This is a genomic window from Treponema brennaborense DSM 12168 (assembly GCF_000212415.1).
In the GTDB taxonomy this organism is placed as follows: domain Bacteria; phylum Spirochaetota; class Spirochaetia; order Treponematales; family Treponemataceae; genus Treponema_F; species Treponema_F brennaborense.
The window spans coordinates 1,020,556-1,041,072 of sequence record NC_015500.1 but is presented as its reverse complement, the minus strand read 5'-3'; the positions used below and the strand labels follow the sequence as shown (position 1 = coordinate 1,041,072).

At 54.7% G+C, this 20,517-nt stretch carries 14 protein-coding genes, 1 tRNA gene and 1 riboswitch; of the genes, 5 read left to right on the top strand and 10 right to left on the bottom strand.

What is annotated here, in order from left to right:
* The first annotated feature begins 49 nt into the window (after positions 1 to 49).
* Both TREBR_RS04325 and TREBR_RS04320 read left to right on the top strand, forming a co-directional pair.
* Positions 50 to 430, top strand: a complete 381-nt coding sequence (locus TREBR_RS04325; RefSeq protein WP_013758004.1) for an HU family DNA-binding protein — start codon at positions 50 to 52, stop codon at positions 428 to 430.
* Positions 431 to 545: 115 nt separating this feature from the next.
* Positions 546 to 803, top strand: coding sequence for a TfoX/Sxy family protein (locus TREBR_RS04320; RefSeq protein WP_013758003.1), 258 nt, complete (start codon positions 546 to 548; stop codon positions 801 to 803).
* Positions 804 to 924: 121 nt separating this feature from the next.
* On the opposite strand, the gene TREBR_RS04315 is transcribed toward TREBR_RS04320, so the two are convergent.
* From TREBR_RS04315 to TREBR_RS04295, 5 genes are all read right to left on the bottom strand, one after another.
* The gene (locus TREBR_RS04315) at positions 925 to 2,232 is read right to left on the bottom strand and encodes an FAD-dependent oxidoreductase (protein WP_245523734.1); all 1,308 of its coding nucleotides are present in this window, start codon (positions 2,230 to 2,232) and stop codon (positions 925 to 927) included.
* 59 nt (positions 2,233 to 2,291) lie between these two features.
* Entirely contained in the window at positions 2,292 to 5,531 is a 3,240-nt protein-coding gene (locus TREBR_RS04310) for a hypothetical protein (protein ID WP_013758001.1), read from the bottom strand.
* Positions 5,528 to 8,398, bottom strand: coding sequence for an excinuclease ABC subunit UvrA (gene uvrA, locus TREBR_RS04305; RefSeq protein ID WP_013758000.1), 2,871 nt, complete (start codon positions 8,396 to 8,398; stop codon positions 5,528 to 5,530). Before uvrA ends, TREBR_RS04310 begins: the two co-directional genes overlap by 4 nt.
* A gap of 61 nt (positions 8,399 to 8,459) precedes the next feature.
* Positions 8,460 to 10,937: a radical SAM protein gene (locus tag TREBR_RS04300; RefSeq protein WP_013757999.1), complete on the bottom strand. Its 2,478-nt coding sequence runs from the start codon at positions 10,935 to 10,937 to the stop codon at positions 8,460 to 8,462.
* Positions 10,938 to 11,025: 88 nt separating this feature from the next.
* Positions 11,026 to 11,991 carry a helix-turn-helix transcriptional regulator gene (locus tag TREBR_RS04295; RefSeq protein ID WP_013757998.1) on the bottom strand — a complete coding sequence of 322 codons (966 nt, stop codon included), beginning with the start codon at positions 11,989 to 11,991 and terminating at the stop codon, positions 11,026 to 11,028.
* Between the two features lie 465 nt (positions 11,992 to 12,456).
* On the opposite strand from TREBR_RS04295, the gene aroF reads away from it, so the two are divergent.
* From aroF to TREBR_RS04280, 3 genes are read left to right on the top strand one after another with little or no spacing between them, the layout of a single operon-like run.
* A complete protein-coding gene (gene aroF, locus TREBR_RS04290) occupies positions 12,457 to 13,488 on the top strand; it encodes a 3-deoxy-7-phosphoheptulonate synthase (protein ID WP_013757997.1) in 1,032 nt (343 codons plus the stop codon).
* Positions 13,485 to 14,402 carry a prephenate dehydrogenase gene (locus tag TREBR_RS04285; protein ID WP_013757996.1) on the top strand — a complete coding sequence of 306 codons (918 nt, stop codon included), beginning with the start codon at positions 13,485 to 13,487 and terminating at the stop codon, positions 14,400 to 14,402. The genes aroF and TREBR_RS04285 overlap by 4 nt, the downstream gene beginning before the upstream one ends.
* A gap of 12 nt (positions 14,403 to 14,414) precedes the next feature.
* Entirely contained in the window at positions 14,415 to 14,948 is a 534-nt protein-coding gene (locus TREBR_RS04280) for an adenine phosphoribosyltransferase (RefSeq protein ID WP_041610328.1), read from the top strand.
* A gap of 98 nt (positions 14,949 to 15,046) precedes the next feature.
* Here the strand turns inward: TREBR_RS04280 and TREBR_RS04275 are convergent, their stop codons facing one another.
* The 5 genes from TREBR_RS04275 to cimA form a co-directional block, all read right to left on the bottom strand.
* On the bottom strand, positions 15,047 to 16,552 hold the full coding sequence (locus TREBR_RS04275; protein ID WP_013757994.1) for a glycine hydroxymethyltransferase: 1,506 nt from the start codon (positions 16,550 to 16,552) through the stop codon (positions 15,047 to 15,049).
* 48 nt (positions 16,553 to 16,600) lie between these two features.
* Positions 16,601 to 16,681: riboswitch (ZMP/ZTP riboswitch) on the bottom strand.
* Positions 16,682 to 17,013: 332 nt separating this feature from the next.
* A complete protein-coding gene (locus TREBR_RS04270; protein ID WP_013757993.1) occupies positions 17,014 to 17,784 on the bottom strand; it encodes an SDR family NAD(P)-dependent oxidoreductase in 771 nt (256 codons plus the stop codon).
* A gap of 209 nt (positions 17,785 to 17,993) precedes the next feature.
* Positions 17,994 to 18,067: transfer RNA gene (locus TREBR_RS04265), tRNA-Pro, on the bottom strand.
* Between the two features lie 71 nt (positions 18,068 to 18,138).
* Positions 18,139 to 18,633 carry a hypothetical protein gene (locus TREBR_RS04260; RefSeq protein WP_013757992.1) on the bottom strand — a complete coding sequence of 165 codons (495 nt, stop codon included), beginning with the start codon at positions 18,631 to 18,633 and terminating at the stop codon, positions 18,139 to 18,141.
* Positions 18,634 to 18,888: 255 nt separating this feature from the next.
* Positions 18,889 to 20,496: a citramalate synthase gene (gene cimA, locus TREBR_RS04255; RefSeq protein ID WP_013757991.1), complete on the bottom strand. Its 1,608-nt coding sequence runs from the start codon at positions 20,494 to 20,496 to the stop codon at positions 18,889 to 18,891.
* Positions 20,497 to 20,517 lie beyond the last annotated feature (21 nt).

The following is a 20,517-nucleotide window of genomic DNA, read 5'->3' as shown; positions in this document are numbered from 1 at the left end:
TATCATTTAAGCAGAGAAATTAAAGTCCATAGCCGAAAAGGAGGGATGTATGGCACAGTACAGAGTAATGGAGCGGGGAGAACCCGGGGTTGCAGGCGGCGGAAAGAAAAAATGGTACGCGCTTGCAGTTAACAGCAGGGAAGACACGATCGACGACATTACCAAAAGTATCGAAAAGATTTCTACGGTAAGCGGAGCCGATATCCGTGCAGTCCTGTACGCACTGGTAGACGTTTCAGTTCAGGCGCTTGAGCGCGGAGAAATCGTCCGGCTGGGAGACCTCGGAAGCATGCGGCTGACGCTCAGTTCCGAAGGCAAAGAAAAGGAAGCAGACGTAACGGCGGCTTCCATCAAAAAACGGGGCATTATTTTTTCTCCCGGTAAAAAACTCAAGGAAATGCTTGAGACGGTAAAATTTACCAAAGCGTAAACGGTCGCGGGACCGGTGAAAAATCAGCGAAAGCTTCGCCGGTTCCGCGAACCGGTTCCGCACTGCCGACACGGTTGCGGGAATCGGGGAGTACGTACTTTGCCGGGAGGAATTCATGAGTGAACTGTCGAAGCTGCCTAATATCGGAAAAGTATTGGAACAACAATTAGTGCAAGTCGGCATAGAAACGCCCGAACAGCTGCGGCAAACCGGAAGCAATCAGGCATGGCTTCACATCAAAGCGATCGATCCGTCCGCCTGTTATAACCGGCTGTGTGCGTTGGAAGGTGCGATTCGGGGCGTCAGGTGGCATCTTCTCAGCGATGCTGTCAAAAAGGAACTTAAAGAGTTTTACAACAGTTTCAAATCATAATTTTCTTTATCGCAGCGGAAACGAGTACCCGGCGTGCAGCGTACGGTACGCCGCACACGGGCAGCGCGCCGCGAGTTCCGCGCTGCCGCCGCAAGTTCCGCGCTGCCGCCGCAAGTTCCGCTTATTCTTCGAGCAGCTTTTTGGCGTCCACGTAGCTTGCGATGCCGGCGGCGACTTTTTTTGCTTCTTTCATCGCGAGCACGACGGTTGCAGGTTTGTGCACGACGTCGCCGCCGGCGAACACGCCTTTACGGGTCGTCATGCCGTACGGGCGCTCTTTCGTGATCACGTAGCCGGCGCTGTCCACGTCGATTCCGGGCGTCGTTGAAATGATGCGCGCGGCGGGACGGGACCCGATCGCCAGCAGCACTTTATCCGCGGGAAGCACCGCTTCACCCGACGGGCCCCGCACTTTCAGTCCCGTAACGAGAGCGCCGCGCCCTTCAAACGAAAGCGGCTCCGTCTCCCACAAAAACCGAACGCCGTCGGAAACGGTGCTTTCGTATTCCGCTTTGGAAGCGCTCATGTGAGCGATCGTTTTCCGATACGCAACGGTAACGCTGCGCGCTTTCAGCATCACGGCGGTACGCGCCGCGTCCATCGCAACGTTTCCCGCACCGACAACGACGACGGCTTCTCCCTCGGCAACGGGAACTTCTTCGCGTCCCACGTTTCCGTCCGAAAAAAGCCGCACCATCCGCAGTAAGTAATTGGACTGCACGATTCCGGCAAGCTCCGCTCCCGGCAAGTCGAGCGACTTTGCGAGCGCCGTTCCCGTTCCGATAAACACCGCGTCGAATCCGCGCTCGAAAAGCTGCTCAAGCGTGAGGTCTACGCCGACCATGCAATTCGTAATATAGGTTACGCCGGTCGCGGCGATCGTCGAAACTTCGCGGCGCACGACCGATTTGGGCAGTCTGAATTCGGGAATACCGTACAGCAGCACGCCTCCCGGTTCGCGCTCGCCTTCATACACGACCACGTTGAACCCTTCGCGCGCAAGATCGCCTGCAACGGTAAGTCCTGCCGGGCCCGAACCGACGACGGCGACCGTTCCGCGGTTCTTCCGGCTCGCGCGGATATGGGTCAGATGCATTTCGGCATCGAAATCGGCAATAAAACGCTCTATCTTTCCGATGCGGATCGGATTCCCTTTTTTGGACAGAACGCAGTGGCCTTCACACTGCGTTTCATGCGGACAGACCCTGCCGCATATGGCGGGCAAATTGCTGCGCTGCGCGATAATCTCGCGCGCCTGTCCGATGTTCCCCTGCGCGAGTGCGTAATTGAACGCGGGAATATCGTTTTCTATCGGACAGCCTTCCCGGCACAGCGGACGCTGACAGTGCAGGCACCGTCCCGCTTCGGCAATAGCGTCCGCAATCGAAAACCCCGTATCTTCCGTCGTTTCCATAACACCATCCTTCAAACGTTTTTCAGTATACCGCACCGATTGTTTTTGCGCATTGCAGAATAACGCCGAATTTTTTACGGATTCAGCGTAAAGGTGCCGTATTTGTCTTCTATCGTCGTTTTGATACTCTGCATCGGCCGCCACAATACGGACAACGTAAAATACGGGCTGAAATCGAAGCGCTTGAGAGAGCCGTCCGTAATGATGCGCGGTTCTATTTTGAATTCGGAAGAAAGCTGCCAGTCGTGCAGTTCGTGCGTCAATTTGACTGCCAAAGATTTCAGTTTGAAACCGGAAGAGGTGCGCAGCGTGTCGTCCCAAAACGCGAACGAATTCCACAAATCTTTCAGGATGTTCGTTTCGCCCGGGATTTTCGGATCCGTGTCCGCAAGATCCTGTACGTAGCGGTACACGACGTTGTTCCGCGAAGACGACGAAAACGTCAGGTTCAAAAACTCGTTGATCGTAAACGTAAACGACGGCTGAAATACGAAATAACTGTTGGTCGGCCGGATCATATCGTACGACAGTTCGGTCGAAAGGCGCGGACTGAACAGCACCCGGTTTTTCCAGGTCCGGAATTTGTGTTCCTTGGACGCGTATTTGAGCACGACCGACACGGGCATAAAGCGCTTGTCGCTTTCCGCCGTCCATCCGGCGGTAGTGCTGAACGTATAGCTGTTCGTGTACTGCATGGAATACTGTAATGAAAGATCGAACGCACTGATGCTGAACAGAAACGACGACGGGTGTTTGTCTTCAAGGTTATAGGAAAAATTCTGCGTCAGCGACAGTTTCTTTGAAAACAGATGCACGGAAGCCGATTGCGTGAACGGCTGCAGTTTCCAGGAGGTATCGGTGGAACTGGTCTGTTTGATTCCGCTGCCCGCCGACACCGTTGCGACCGGAAAGCCCAGCGTCAGCACGGCGCCGTAAGAATCCACCAGCGGCGGCAGATTGGTCGTCAGCACCAATTTCTGGGAATAAGAGCCTTGCTCGGCCGCAAACGAAACGTTGAGCGTGTGGGTTTGAAACGAATCTTCGTTCCATTCGGGAAACAGATATTCCCACTGCGGATCGTCGGCCGAACCGATAAAATTGGTCCGCAGCAGTTTGATACCGGTGTTCCAGGAGACGGACGTGTTTTTCAGCAGATCGAAATACGTGAACGGTTTAAAAGAAAGCGCGTTCGTATTCACCAAATCCATTTTCTGCGCCGCGTAATCGTTTTTTACCACCGTATTCCGATCCGAGTCGTTGCGGTACAGCGGATGGCGCTGGATCACCGGAGAAAACGACAGCGAATTGGAAAGCGACACGAACGAATCCCTGTACGAAAGCGCACTGTCGAGTTTGATCGGCGATTTGAACAGAACGAACGTGGAGCGCACGTCATCCCATGAAAAATCATCGCTGCGATTCGGCGCCGTGTACGAGATTTCACTCGACACCGACGGCGCGATCGAATATTTCAGACTGTATGAAAGCGAACCGACGTTCGCCGCTGAAGGCGCGGTCACCGTCAGCGCGGGAAACGCGGTTTCGGGCAAAACGGAGCCGTCGTCGGCAGGCGCGCCGGCTGCCGGTTCCGCTGATAGCGGCGCGGTGTCGTCGGCAGGCGCGCCGGAAGCTGAGCCGTCGTCGGCAGGTACGCCGGCTGCCGGTTCGGTTATCGGCGCCGGTTCCGCCGGTGCGAGTTCGGCGGGCGGACGAAGTTCCGCCGGCAGGCGAACCGCCGGATCTTTTCGCGCAGAAACCGCGGTGTCCGTTTTCGGATAGGAAAACAGTGTTCCTGACAACGTCGTATCGAACGAAAACGGCTTTATCAACGACGGATAAAAGAATTTCCGGTTCGGACTGTACGAACTGATTACGGAAGAAAGAGTCGGATCGGCCTTTGATGAAAACAGCACGGAAGACGACGCGCTGACGGAAAACGAAAGCGGATTCGGCAGCGAAAGATTTTTCCTGTACGAACCGGACAGCTGCCAGGTAAAAGACGAAATCTCGCCTTTTGCCGCAGTCGAATCGGTATCGCTCACCGTAAGCGCAGGGTTTGAAATGAAAAAATTGATCCAGTCCATCGTTTCGCTGCGATCGAGGAAATCGATGTTGAAAAACGGATCGGAATACAGCGGCAGCGACACCGTCAGTGAAAACGGAGCGGTAACTTTCATCTGGAAATCGGCTTTAAAGCGGAACGGCAGCTTCAGTCCCATAAACGCCGACGAGTCGTAATACGTATTGCCGTCCGCCCCGTACGGCGTGTAAATCGAAGCCGTAGAAGACGGAAACAGCGTCCGGCTGAATCCGGTGTAAACCGAAAAATCGACGTTCGGTATGTTTTTGTGCGGTTTGAACGCACCGCTGACGCCGAACATTCCGCCCAAGTTCGTATAATAGTCGGCCGTCAGTTTCAGCGTATGCGGCGATACGTCCGTTTCGTCTTCGTCCAGATTGCGCAGCACGAGCCCTTCGAGCTGCTGCTTTTTGAGCGTCGTCGGTTTCATGAAATTGAACAGCGAATCGTCTTTCGCATCCGTTTTTTCAAGCGGTTTGCGGCCGATAAGATACGTCGTCGTCTGAATGAAATACCCTTCGCGCTGGCGATACCCGAACACCGGATTGAAAACAAGTTCGTTTTTGGGATAATAAAAAAACGGAAAATACATCACCGGCACGTGTCCCACGAACAGCAGCGCGTTTATGAACGCGAACTCGTTTCCGGGCAGCAGCCAAATCCGGCTCGCCTTGATTTTCCAATGCGGATCTTCTTCGTCGCAGAACGTCAGCGACCCTTTTTTAAACGCGATCGTTCCCGATCCGTTGCGGCTGAACAAATCCGACGACACGATCAGCGTGGAATCGGCCGGCAGATTCAGCGCGGCGGACTGTGCCTGCACTACCCGCCCGTCGTTGAAAATACCTTCGAGCGTCTGCACGTTGAACAGCAGACTTTCGGCCGTCAGATGTTCCGTCTGCCGGTCGGAACCGGTTTTGTCGAGCGTTACGTTTCCCTGCGCGTACAGCATACTCCGTTTGCGGTCGTAATTGACCGTATCAGCGCAGATGACGTTCACCGTACCGTCGCGCTCGACGCTCACTTTTACGTCGCCGCTGAACACGATGATTTCGCTGCCGGTTTCCTTGTCGTTTTGATATTCGGTTTTCCGCGCCTGCTCGATCGTTACCGTACTGCCGCCGTTTTCGGCAGCCGCAAGCGGTTCCGCCGGCAGCGCGCACAGCAGCACCGCGCACGCGCAGACGCTCCGCAGAAATCGGCGCGGCAGGAAGCCGCCGGCACCGAATCTCACCGACTCGCTCCGCCGCGTTCGAGCATTTCCTTGACGTAATGTCCGGTGTACGAATCTTCGCACTGCGCCACCTGTTCGGGTGTGCCGACCGCGACGATCGAACCTCCGCGGAAACCGCCTTCCGGCCCCAAATCGATAATCCGGTCGGCCTGCAAAATGACGTCCAGATTGTGCTCGATCATGACGACCGAATTTCCCTGATCAACCAGACGGCCGATCACTTCCATAAGCTGTTTTACGTCCGCAAAATGCAGTCCCGTCGTCGGTTCGTCCAGAATATACAGCGTTTTTCCCGTAGACCGGCGCGCCAGTTCGTTCGCCAGTTTGACGCGCTGCGCCTCTCCGCCTGAAAGCGTGAGCGCCGACTGCCCCAGCTGAATATAGCCGAGTCCCACGGAAAGCAGCGTTTCAAGTTTGCGCGCCACGTGCGGAATGTGGGCAAAAAAATCGGCCGCTTCTTCTATCGTCATGTCCAGTACGTCGCTAATGCTTTTGCCTTTGTACAGCACGTCGAGCGTTTCCTGATTGAACCGCTTGCCGCGGCAGACTTCGCACGGAATGTACACGTCGGGCAGAAAGTTCATTTCGATCGTAATAGTTCCCGCGCCCTGACAGTTTTCACAGCGGCCGCCCTTGACGTTGAAACTGAACCGTCCCGGTTTGAAGCCGCGCGCTTTCGCGTCCGGCAGACTCGCGTACAAATCGCGAATGCCGTTGAACACGCCCACGTACGTTGCCGGATTTGACCGCGGCGTGCGTCCGATAGGACTTTGATCTATATTGATAACCTTATCGATGTGTTCAAGGCCGCTGATGTTCCGGTACGCGCCCTCAGGATGCGACGTGCGCATGATCCGGTTTGAAACCGCCGGATACAGTACGTCGCTGAGCAGCGTCGATTTTCCTGAACCGGACACGCCGGTGATGCACGTGAACGTGCCGAGCGGAATCTCCACCGTTACGTCTTTCAGATTGTGCTCCGTTACACCGGAGAGCACGATCGAATGTCCGCTGCCGGGGCGGCGCTGCGCGGGAACGTCCATTTTGAGCGTTCCGGCCAAATACTGCCCGGTCAGGCTTTCCGGCACTTTCATCACTTGATCGGGAGTTCCCGAAGCGACTACGTATCCGCCGTGCACGCCCGCGCCCGGCCCCAGATCTACGATCCAGTCGGCGGTGCGCAGCGTCTGCTCGTCGTGCTCGACGACGATGAGCGTATTGCCCAAATCGCGCAGATACAGCAGCGTGTCTATGAGCCGCTGATTGTCGCGCTGATGCAGACCGATCGAAGGTTCGTCCAGAATGTAGAGCACACCCATCAGACTGGAACCGATCTGCGTCGCCAGCCGAATACGCTGCGCTTCACCGCCGGAAAGGGTCGCCGCCGCCCGTTCGAGCGTCAGATAATCGAGGCCGACGTTTTTCATAAACCGCAGCCGGTCGCGTATTTCCTTTTCGATCTGCGCGGCGATCTGTTTTTCAGTGTCGCTCAGCGTGAGCGCGTCGAAAAATTCGATCGAGTCGCCGACGGACAGCAGGCACAATTCGTGAATGTTTTTGCCGCCCACCGTTACGGCGAGCGCTTCGCGCTTGAGCCGTTTACCGCCGCAGGTTTCGCACACGCGGTGCGCCATAAACTTTTCAAGATTTTCACGCTGCGCTTCGGAAAACGACTCGGCGTGGCGGCGTTTCAGATCGGCGTAAATACCGATCCAGCGCTGGTTGTACACCGAATGCCCTTCGCCGCTCTGCTTCTGATACACGAAGTGAATCGGTTCTTCGGAACCGTAAAAAAGCACATCCCGCTGCTGTGCCGAAAGAGAATCGAACGGATCGGACAGTTTAAATCCGTACGAATCGGCAATCGCCTGAAAGCGCGTCCGATTCCACGCCGAATCGGGATTGTACGGCGCGAAGCCGCCTTCGTCGAACGACTTCGATTTGTCCGGAACGATCAGATCCAGATCGAATTCCATCTTTTCACCCAAACCCGTACAGTCGGGACACGCGCCGAACGGATTGTTGAACGAAAACAGCCGCGGCTGCAATTCCGGAATCGAAATACCGCAGTCGGGGCACGCGTTTTTCTGTGAAAAAAACACTTCCGTTTCGGCGTCGGCCGCGGACGTACCGTCGGAATCGGCTTCGCGGCGGGTAACCACCAGAATACCGTTCGTGTTGGCCAGCGCCGTTTCAACTGAACCGGCGAGCCGCTTGCGCACGTCGTTTTTGAGCACGATGCGGTCGACGACCAGTTCGATAGAATGTTTTTTCTGTTTGTCGAGCTTGACCGAATCTTCAAGTTCTACCATCAGTCCGTCGATGCGGGCGCGGATAAACCCCGACTTGCGCGCGTCTTCTATGACTTTCTGATGCTCGCCCTTTTTCCGATGAATCACCGGCGCCAAAATCTGAATCTTGGTTCCCTCGGGCCAGGTCATGATCGTATCGATAATCTGATCGGTAGACTGTTCGCAGATCTCGCGCCCGCATTCGGGACAATGCGGAATACCGATACGGGCGAACAACAGCCGGTAATAATCGTAAATTTCGGTTACCGTTCCCACCGTCGAACGGGGATTTTTATGCGTCGTTTTCTGCTCGATCGAAATGGCCGGCGACAAACCTTCGATATAATCGATATCCGGCTTGTCCATTCGCCCCAAAAACTGCCGCGCATACGCCGAAAGACTTTCGACGTACCGTCGCTGTCCCTCGGCAAAAATGGTATCGAACGCCAAAGAACTCTTGCCCGAACCGGACAAACCCGAAACGACGACCAGTTTATTCCGGGGAAGTTCCACGTCTATGTTTTTCAGATTGTGCTCCCGCGCACCTCTGACTATCAGTTTACTGCTTTCTGCCATATTACCAACTACTCCACAATAGTATAGTATTTTACCGATTTGCGGCAAAGAACGCAAGAGATCAGCCGTTCAGCGCCAGCAGCGTCCGGCACAGTCCGTTCCCACGAACCGCGCGATAGATTTTTTCCGGAATGCGGAGCGTTCCGAGGCGGAAAGGAGAGCCGCCGGCTCCGGTTGCCTGCGGAGAGAGCGCGAACAGTCCGTCCGCAATCCGGCGGGCGTCGGCCTCTCCGGTATCCGCCGGAAAATCCGCGTACAGCAGTTCGCTCAAATACGTCCAGCACAATTGAAACCGCGCGGCGCCGGCCGTACCGGCGCGCACCGCCGTCGGTTTGCCGCCGAGCCAAACGTACGCCCCTGAATCCGAAGCGGCGAAAGCCGCGTAATCAGCGAACGAACGGTTCCGCTTCCGTTCGTACCGTTCTATCGATTTTTCGATATAATCGCGCGGAACCGACGGTTTCGGCATCGGAAAATCGAACCATGTGCCCACCGGCGTTTCAAGTCCGGCGCCGTGCATCCAGGAATCGAGCGAACGGTTCAGCGCATCCGCATACCGCGCGCTTCTTTGGTCGCCTTCAAAGCGCACGGCGTTTTCGGCAAACACGGAAGCACCGGCGGCGCCTGCCGCAGTAGTATCCTCCGCACCGTCTGCCGCGACGATCGGATGCAGATCCGGATGCGCTCCGTTTAAATATTCGCCGTATACGCGCGAATGCCGCGTCAGCGTAAATTTATGCCAGAACGCACTGTCGAGCAATCCCGCCGCGAACAGCTGGCGCAGCGTTTCCAGTGAATCGACGAGCAGCTGCGGCGTTTCGAGCCAATATCCGTAAATCATGTACGCGTGAGTCAATATACCCGCTTCCTTGAACGCCGCGCACGCGCCCACGATCGAATCGACATCCGTTCCCTTGCACACCGCATCGAGTCCGCTGCCGGACGCGATTTCGATACCGCCTGAAACGCCGGTCATACCGCCGTGCGCGAGCAAGTCGGCCAAATCGCGCGTAAAGGTTTTTTCATATCGGATATTGCCCCAAAATGAAAGCGGTGCGGCGGATTTCAGATTTTCAAGCGCAAAGGTACGCAGCAGCACCGGCGGCGCCGCCTCGTCTACGAAATGAACGCCGCGCACACCGCAGCGCGCGGCCTGCACGGAAAGCCCTTCGTACAGTTTCCGCGCGTCCGTCGCACAGTACGCGCGCACGTAATCGAGCGACGTATCACAGAACGCGCATTTATGCCAGTAACAGCCGTGCGCCAGATACGCTTTGAGCCATGCGCCGTCAGACCAAAGCCGGTGCATGGGATTGCGGCAGTCGGCGAGCCGCGGATACGATGAAAAATCGATTCCCCCGTAATCGGGAATCAATTCGCGCGTGCACGCCCGTTCGTACGCGACGCAGGCGGCACCGGCGCGCTCTGCGAACGAGCCGTCGCACTCACCGGACATACCGGCGCGCTCTGCATCCGCGTTGCCGCAAACACCGAACATACCGGCGCGCTCTGCGTCCGCGTTGCCGCAAACACTGCCGTCCGCTCCGAACAGACGCATTTTATAAAGCGGAAACACCGAACCGCCGTGTGTTCCGGCGCGCCGCCTGTTGTCGAAATAATCGTAATACGAACCGTATCCGCGGTCAAAGCTGAGCGCGTCGATAAACTGCCCCAGCCGCGCGTCCTTCGTACGGCGCAGTTCCGTGTTCACGTATCCGCCGCCCAGAGAAACGAACGCGCGCGGCCCCAGCAGTTCTTTTACGCGGCGGCCGGTATAAAGCGACGCGGCAAGCGTACCGGGAAACGGACAGCTTACGCAGCACAGCAGGCGCGATCCGCAGTCTCCGCGCGTCGAACCCAGTTCGCAAAGAATTTCATCCAATACCGGCCGGTAAAATTCCGCCAGAATCGGCGCGTTCAGCGCGGCTTCCACCGCTTGAAAACCGGCGGTACTGAGCGCGAGCGATTCGGCGTACCGAACCAGCGCAAACGCGGGATCGAAGGTCGCGCTGATATAATCGGCCACGTCGGCCAGCGCGAGCGACGCCAAAATCCGCGCGTCGTCCGCGCCGCAGTCGCGTTCCAATCCGGCAAGAAACGTTTCCATACGTTGGCCGCGCGGTACGGCCGGCGAACGGACGAATTCATGGCACAGTTCGCGATTCGCGCCGGTCAGAATATCCGTTACGATCGGAATCCAGCGAATCCACTGCGCCTGCATCGAAACGTACCGGCGCAGGTTGAACGCCTCGTTGTCGCGCCCCTCCCGCTCGGCATTGCAAGCCAGCGCGAGCGCCTTTTCCTGCGTGAGCGCGAAAAGGCGCGTCAGTCCCTCCGCACTGAAAATCGCACGGTATAACCGATGTCCGGCGTCCACCCAGCGGACGGTGCCGATACCCCATTCGGGACGATCGGCGCGAAGCCGCTTGAAAAACGCCTGCAGATACGCGCCGGACGGGTACGGCGTGTTCAGCTGTACGAGCGGCGGCTGTATAATGACGATATCGGTTGTTTCATCGGTTTCAGACGCAGTGTGCATTATTTCACTATATCAAAGCACTTCCGTTTTGCCAAGCCGAACGGAACGACGCAAAACTGCGCAGCGTACCCCTCCGTTCGATTATCAGCTACTTCCGCACCGGTCTGACGTACTTCCAAAACCGCTCGGGATCGTGATAAAAGTAGAGTATCCGGCCCGGGGTGGTGTCGAAGCGGTAACCGGTATCCGCTGAATCGAACGAAGCCATCGCCTTTTCCATTTTTTCTTCCACACTGCGGTTTTCCTGTTCATAATCGAACGGACCATGTTCAAACACGACGTATTCGGCTTCGGGAATATCTGTCAGCAGCATATGCGGCGGTACTTCGCCCGCATAATCGGACGGCAGCCGCACTCCGTAACACTCCGTACGCGAAAATCCCCAATCGCACAGTCTGCCGGCCGGATCGCTGATGTACGCCATGATCTGGCCGCTGCTTCCGTTGGATTCGCTTCCGCCGGCATCGTCCAATTTACCCTTGATACTGTCTAACAGTCCGCAAACCGTTTCGCAGTCCTGCCCCGGAATCAGCCCCTGTTTCTGCCAAAAATCCCAATATCCGTTGCTTTCATAGTTTTTGACGTGCAGAAACTTATGCGCGGGAATGGTTACGAAATACATTTTAATACCATCGTCAGATTTCATCATACCGATTTCTCCTAATCCGAAAAAGTAACGGTCGAACGGGTTTATCTTGGTGCGCAGTACGACGGGCTTCGGATTTTTCCGGTATTCGCTCGGCGCAACGCCGTACGTGCCTTTAAACGCCCGGGTAAAAGCTTCGTGAGAGGAAAATCCGTACTCGAAAGCGATATCCAACATGCTTTTTCCGCTGTCCCGTACTTCTTTGAGCGCGAAGGCCAATTTTCGCTGCCGCAGATAATCGCGGAATTGCATACCCGATATTTCCTTGAATTTTCTCGTCGTATGGAATTCGGAATATCCCAGCTTGCAGGAAAGCAAGCACAGCGTCAAAGCCGCGTCGTTATAGTTTTTGATACAGCGGTCGATTTCATCGACAATCAATTGGATTTGCTTTTGCCATTCGTACATTCGTCCGTTCACCTCGTTTTAACCGTTCTGCGTTCATTATAAAACAATACGCACCTTTTCGCTTGATTTTACTTGCGGTTGCGGCGTTTTTCTCCGGTGTGCTTTTTCGCGGCGTTGTCAGCAATTTTTTTAAGGCAGCAATTTTTTTAAGGCGCTTGACAAAAAAAATGTATCTTGATACAGTAACAACATGAATACCCAAACTGCCGGTGCGGCACTGACCAATTCCAATACCTCATACAACGCGGTATACTTTTACTTTTATTACTGGAATTCTTCTCGTTGCACGCAGGGTGGTACGGCTGTAGCGTACTGATGCAACCGGAGTATTTTCCGACGGAACTGACAAGAGACCCTGCGTAAGGGTCTCTTTTTTTTGTCCCGAGGTGTTTTCAGCAATAAAGCCGCCGTGTGCACCGGCGGCAAATTGCCGAGACGCAATGACTTCATATGAGAGGAGCAATTATGATCGTTGTATTGAAACCCGATGCGGCAAAAGCCGATATCGATTTATTCGTTGCCAATTTGAAGCGGCAAGGCGTGGGCGTACATATTTCGCACGGAACCGACCATACTATCGTAGGACTTATCGGAGATACGAGCCGCATGACTCCCGAAAGTTTTAAGGCGAACCACATCGTGGACACGGTGATGCGCGTACAAGCGCCGTACAAAATGGCGAACCGCGCGTTTCACCCGGAAAACACCGCCGTTACGGTTGCAGCGGATCAGATCGGCGTGGCAAGCGCGGCGATCGGAGACGGAAACGTCGCGGTTATCGCCGGCCCCTGTTCGGTCGAAAGCGAAGAGCAGCTGACCGACATAGCCGAATGCGTTAAAGCGTCGGGTGCGCGGTTTCTGCGCGGCGGCGCGTTCAAACCCCGCACCAGTCCGTACAGCTTTCAGGGGCTCGGCTGTGAAGGAATCGAATTGCTGCTTGCCGCAAAAAAAACGACCGGCTTGCCTATCGTTACGGAACTGATGTCGATTACGCAGCTTGAATTGTTTGACGGCGTCGACGTGATTCAAATCGGCGCGCGCAACATGCAGAATTTCGATTTGCTGAAAGAGCTCGGCAGCTGCAAAAAACCGATCCTGTTGAAGCGGGGACTGGCGAACACGGTAAAAGAACTGCTTATGTCGGCCGAATACATCATGGCCGCCGGAAACGAAAACGTGATTCTGTGCGAGCGCGGCATTCGCAGCTTCGATCAGTATACGCGCAACACGCTCGACTTGAGCGCCGTGCCGTTTTTGAAAAAGGAAAGCCATTTGCCGGTCGTCGTCGACCCCAGCCACGCGTGCGGCATCAGCTGGATGGTTCCCACGCTGGCAAAAGCGGCGGTCGCCGCCGGTGCGGACGGAATTATGGTGGAAGTCCACAACAATCCCGAGTGCGCGCTGTGCGACGGGGAGCAGTCGCTCACTCCCGTCCAGTTCGACGATTTGATGAAAAAGCTGGCTCAATACGCGGCGATAGAGGGCCGCACGCTGTGAGCGGCCGCATCGTTTCCCAAAACGGCGCGCACCTCACGTACGGTTTCGTCGGCCTCGGTCTGATGGGCGGTTCGCTCGCCAAGGCGATCCGCGCGAACATTCTCGGCGGAAGCGGCGCGACGGGCCGCATCCTCGCCTGCGACGCGAACGCTGCTTCGCTGCGGCAGGCCGAGGCGGACGGTATCGCGGCAGCGGGTTTTCCGCCGGAACGGGCGGACGCCATGCTCGCACAATGCGACGTCGTGTTCGTCTGTTTGTATCCGCACGCAACGCTCGAGTTTATCACGGCGCATCGGCACTCGTTCAAACCGGAGTCCGTCGTAACCGATATTTCAGGCGTCAAAACCGCGCTGCTCGAGGGGTTGGGCGGCTCGATCAGGGACGACGTCGACTTCATTTCAGGTCATCCGATGGCCGGAAGCGAAAAAGAAGGATACGCGCACGCGGCGGGTACCATATTCTCGAACCGGAACTATATTCTCATGCCGCGCCCGGAAAACACGCCGGAACATCTGGCTTTTTTCAGAAATCTGGTAACGGCGATCGGCTTTACCCGCATCATAGAAACAGACGCGCACACGCACGACCGCAAAATAGCGTTTACGTCGCAATTGTGCCACGTGATCGCTTCCGCGCTCGTCGACAGCGCCGAAGACACCTCGATTACGGCGTTCGGCGGCGGCAGTTTTGAAGACTTAACGAGAATCGCCTTGATAAACGCGCCGCTGTGGACGGAACTGTTCACGGCGAACCGAACAGAACTGCTCGCCCATATGACGGCGTTCTGCCAGTCGCTCGAAAAATTCCGCCGCTGCATCGAAGACGCAGACGAAGAGCGTCTGCATGCGCTTTTAGAGTCGGTGCGCGTAAAGCGCACGGATATGTCACGGATTGACATGAAAGACAGGTCATAGTAATATAATGAAATGAGTAATCTGGAAATGCTTGATAAGGCGATACGCCGGATCCCCGATTTTCCGAAACCGGGAATTTTATTTTACGATATTACCGGCGTATTGGTGCAGCCGGATGCGTTTACGTATTGTATAGACCGTCTGGCCGAGCGCTGCAAAGCAGCCGGTGCCGACGCAATCGCCGGCATCGAATCGCGCGGATTTCTGTTTGCAGCTCCGCTCGCGGACCGCCTCAAGCTTCCGCTCATTCTTATCCGCAAAAAAGGCAAGCTTCCCGGCAAAACCTATTCGTGCAAATACTCGCTTGAATACGGCACAGCTGAAATCGAAGCGCACGTGGACGACATCAAACCCGGTCAAAAAATTATCGTCATAGACGATCTGATCGCGACCGGCGGAACACTGAAAGCGGCGCGCACGCTCATAGAACAAGGCGGCGCAACCGTAGCGAGTTTTCTCGGCGTCGTCGGCTTGCCGTTCCTGCATTACCGGCAGGTGCTCGACCCTACTCCCGTTTTAACGCTGATAGATTACGACGCCGAATAACCGGCGTTACGATGATATCGGCACAAGTCCGTACTGCAATATGTTGCAAAAAAAACGGGCCGAACGCTCTCGTTCGGCCCGTTTCCGCATACCCTGCGCTATTTGATGAATTCCGCTTTCAGGAAATCGAGATCCAATTCGGGATACAACACGAATTTGCCGAGCAGTGCGGCAACCCGTTTTTTTGCTTCCGCCTGAACGGCCGGCTCGATAACGATTTTACCCTTTGCCGGAGTACCTTTTTCGGTCATAGCCGGCTTCGTGCCGTCGAGAACAAGCTTTATAATAGAAGCAATTTCTTTCATTTCAGCGGCGCCCATACCGAGCGTCGTAACCGCCGGCGTGCCGACGCGCAGTCCGCTCGTCCACCAAGCGCCGTTCGGATCAAACGGCAGGCTGTTGCGGTTCAGCGTGATTCCGCATTCAAACATCGCGTTTTCACCCTGACGGCCGGTCAGCCCGTGCGTCGACTGAATGTCTATCAGCATCAGATGGTTGTCGGTTCCGCCGGTCTGCAACTTTAAGCCGAGCTTCAGGCATTCGGCAGCGAGTGCGCGGGCGTTTTCCTGCACTTTATGCGCGTACTGCCGATAAGAATCCGTGCGCGCTTCTTTGAAAGCGATCGCTTTCGCGGCCATAACGTGCGCGAGCGGGCCGCCGAGTACCAGCGGGCAGCCTTTGTTTACGAATTCGGCGAACGGCGCCTTGCACAGCACGATCGCCCCGCGCGGTCCGCGCAGCGTCTTGTGCGTCGTCGTCGTTACGACGTCCGCCCAGGCAACAGGATTTTCGTCGCCGGTAAAAACTTTACCCGCCACCAGTCCCGCAAAATGCGCCATATCCACCATCAGCACGGCGCCGCATTTATCCGCAATTTCGCGGAAGCGGCGAAAGTTGATCGCGCGCGGATACGCACTGTAACCGGTCAGCAGGATGAGCGGCTTGACTTCCATCGCCTGTTTTTCAATCGCGTCGTAATCGAGCAGCCCCGTTTCCTTATCGACGGTGTACGAATAACTGTCGAACATACGGGCAGACACATTCTGCCGGTAGCCGTGCGTCAAATGTCCGCCGGAATAATAGTCGAGTCCCATCAGACGCTGATTACCGAGCTTCGCGCGCAAATCGGCCCACTGCGCATCAGTCAGTTTGCTCAGATTCGTTTCACCGATTTTTTCCAAAATCGGCGCTTCGATTTTTGCCGAAAGAATCGCCCAGTACGCAACCAGATTCGCGTCCGCACCGGAATGCGGCTGTACGTACGCGTGTTCGGCACCGAACAGCGCCTTCGCTTCTTCGGCGGCAGCGCTTTCAATGTCGTCGATATTGTTGCAGCCGCCGTAATAACGATGAGACGGATATCCTTCGGCATATTTATCGGTTAGCAAGTTGCCCATCGCCGCTTGGACGTTGAGCGAACAGTAGTTTTCACTTGCAATCAGTTTCAGATGGGAACGCTGCGCTTCGAGCTCTTTTACGATTGAAGCGGCGATTTCAGGTCCGACGGCGGCGACTTCCTGCAGATTTGCAACGTATGCGGTAAACGCGGGACTGATTTTGTCCGGCGAGGTACCGGACAAGTACTTTTGAAGCGGTGTAGACATCATTACTCCTATTAAACTCACGGAAGCGGTACGGCGTTCCGCTGAATACTTTTAAGCCCAGGCGTGCGGCTTTTTATCAGAAACTTCACGATGGTTCATTCCATCTGAGCGCCAGAAGTACTTACGAATTACCGTAATCTTACCCATTTCTCCGGAAAAAAGCAAGCCGACGGCAGTATGCCCGCGCAGCAAAAAGCACGGCTTCGCACACCACTATCGGTTATGATATCGCCGCAGTCTCAGTTTTATCAGCCTTTTATTTTTATGAAGCGCACCGTTCCGCAAACCGGCTTTCCGCAGCCCGCTCGCGCTCGGCCCTCGCCGCTTCGCGTCCTGTGCGTTTACCTCCGCGCCGTTGTCAAGCAGCAGTTTTACGAAAACAAACGGACACGCACTCTTTCCTTTATGAAAAACCTCTATTTATCAAGGATGGAATATTATAACACAATGCTGTATACGATTTATTCCAGATATTGGGAAACGCTTTTTATCCACGTTCGCATAACCGTTTTATGCGGAAATATCTTTGATAACAAACGCATATACTTGACGTACAGAGTACACACGGACATATCCCTGCCTTTTTTTGCATCAGCGAGCCCCTGCGCTGCAACGAGCTTCGGTGAAACAAGCCCGGGATACTTGACTGTCTTTCCGTTCAATGTTTTAGGCAGCATATCGGTATCTGCCCAGCCGGCACATACCGCAGTAGCCGTTACGCCCGTTCCGTTCAGCTCCATATTCAACGCTCTTGTAAAACTTGTTACGAATGCCTTTGTCGACGCATACAGATTTATGTACGGTACCGGTTGAAAAGAGGATTGGGAAGAAACGTTGATGATTCTGCTGCCTCTTTGCATATGAGGGATGCATACCGTACACAACGCAACAACGGCAGAACAGTTCAGCTGAATCGTTTCATAGCTCTTTTCTACCGTCATTTCTTTGTAAGAACCTAATTTCTCGCCGATTCCGGCATTGTTGATCAAGTACACCACGTTGACCGACTCGGCATTGAGCAACTCGCTAAGTAGCCGTATGCTATCCTGTTTTGACAAATCAAAAGGCAAAACGCGGATTTTTTCTCCGAACTCCGACTTTACGGCATTCAGTTTGTCTTTACTGCGAGCCACACACCAAATCTCGTCCAGGTTTTCACGCACCATCAATGCGGCAAATTCTTTACCTAGCCCGCCGCTGGCACCCGTAATGATAGCAATATGTTTACTCATTTTTACTTCCTTTCCGCAAACCGGCTTTCCGCAGTCCGCTCGCGCTCGGCCCTCGCCGCTTCGCGCCTCGGCCTGAAAGGTGCAAAAGCGCGCTTTTGCACCTTTCACTGCTCCAATCCGGGCTAGCAGCCGCCGGTACACCGCACGATCGGCGGCTGCCGATTAAAATAAAAAAAGGTAACTCCTCATTACAAGAAGTTACCTTTCGTTCGGGCAACCGAGATTCGAACCCGGGACCCCAAGTCCCCCAGACTTGTACGCTAACCAACTGCGCTATTGCCCGTTGCACCGCATTGCGGAACTCCAATAGTATATAGAAACGCCGCAATTCTGTCAATGATATGCGGGCCGATTTCAGTCCCTTTCGTCTTCAATTATCAGTTGTAACTGCGACATGTTTTTACGCACCAGCTCCCGATCCGCCGCGTTGTACGCCGCAAGTTGCGTTTCGTACTGCGCTATCATCGTTTTACCGTACGCGGCCACAGACGGGTCATCACGCATCAGTACGTTAAATTCCTGACAAATATATTCCAAACTCAGAACGCTCATAATCCGGGCAAAACTTTCCAACGGATAAATCGAATCGAATCCGTATTTCCGCAGTATGGCTCCGGCTTTATCATACAAATCATACGCCGCCATCACTTCGGCAATCGACGCACCGTCTTCTTCGTCGAACTCGACGTCAGCCCACGAATCGAATTCGGCTTCAATTTTATCGTAATTTTTGATAAAAGAATCTATGTCAGTCTGAGACAATATGCGATCATCCGGCGTAACCGACGTTTGCGCCGCACACGGAACCAACAGTACCAGCAAAAATAAAAAAGCCACACGGTATTTCATACGTTCTCCCATAAAAAGGCAAGGAGGAACTGTCAATTTCCGACTTGGCTTTTTACGCAGCTTCGCAGCAAAGTGAGAAGCTGCACTTGATAAGAAAGTTTGCAACGCAAACTTATAAAAGATAAAAACCGACGATATTATAGGCGGTTTTTATGATGTCTCCTTATCAACTGCAAATTACGGCAACGGTAATCCTGCAACAGCTTTAAGTATAACACGAAAACAAGCAATTTTCCGCCGCTGCCGCATTTTTATTCACAGAAACGTCTTGAACCGTCGCTCGATATCCTTGATAAGCTTATATTCAAACGAATCCACGAGCGCAAGCCAGGACGCTTCCATGATATCGGAAGAAACGCCCACCGTCGTCCATAAATCCGTACCGTCGGAACTTTCGATTAAAACGCGCACTTTTGACGCCGTCGCCGTTTTGGAATCGAGTACGCGCACTTTATAGTCGGTAAGCCGGATCTGCGCTACGGCGGGATAGAACCGCTCGAGCGCCTTGCGCAGCGCAACGTCGAGCGCGTGCACGGGACCGTCGCCCTCGCCCGCGGTAATTTCAATCTGACCGTCCACTTCAATTTTGAGCTGCGCGAACGAACACAGCGTTTCGTCGAGCGGAGGTTTTTCACCGATCGTTTTATAATAATGCAGTTTGAAAAACGGCTTGTATTTACCCAGATTTTTGCGCACTAACAGCTCGAAACTGCCTTCCGCACCTTCGAACTGATAGCCGGCATGTTCCAAATCTTTCATTTTTTTGATAATATCGCTCACAACCGGACTCGATTTGGTAACGGACGGATCAAAATTACGAATTTTTTCTATAATAGTGGAACGCCCGGCAACTTCACTCATCAGAAACACACGATCGTTGCCGACTGTTTCCGGCGCAACGTGCTCGTACGCCGACGGATTTTTGGTCACCGCATCGATGTGCATTCCCGCCTTATGGGCGAACGCGTTGCCGCCCACGTACGGCAACCCCGGATCCACGCTGATATTCGCAATTTCGGCAACGCGGCGCACGATCGGCGTCAAAAGCGGCAGCCGTTCGTCCGGCAGACACCGGCAGTTCATTTTCAGCTCGAGATCGGCGATAATCGCCGACAGATTCGCGTTCCCCGTTCGCTCGCCGAACCCCAGCAGCGTCCCCTGCACGTGCCGCGCACCGCCTTCAACGGCCATCAGCGAATCGGCAACGGCGAGACCCGCGTCGTTGTGAGTGTGAATACCGATCTCGACTCGGCTGCCGAACAACGCCGTAACCTCGCGCGTTATTTCCAACACTTCAAGCGGCAGCGAACCGCCTTTGGTATCGCACAGCGACAGCACGGCAGCACCGCCGGCTACGGCAGCTTCAAGCGTTTTAATCGTATATTCGCGGTTCGCTTTCCAGGCGTCAAAAAAATGTTCGGCGTCGTATATGACTGTCCGTCCGGCGTCTTTCAGAAAAGCTGCGGTTTCGCGGATCATCGCCAGATTTTCATCAAGCGTCGCGCGCAGGATTTCGGTTACCTGAAAATCCCACGACTTGCCGAAGATGACCACCGTATCGGTTTCCGCGGAAAGCAGACTTTGCAGATTGGCGTCTTCCGCACAGGAAATATCCTTGCGCCGAGTCGCACCGAACGCGGCGAGCCGTGCCGTTTTAAGCTGAATTTTCCGGATTTCCTGAAAAAACTCAAGATCTTTGGGATTTGAACCGGGATTTCCCGCTTCGATATACGACACTCCCAGTTCGTCGAGCGCCTGAACGATATGAATTTTATCCTGAACGGAAAAACTGATACCTTCGCCTTGCGCACCGTCCCGCAGTGTTGAATCCAAAATCGTGATTTTTTTCAGCGTATTAGTCACTCGATGCTCCAATATGCATAT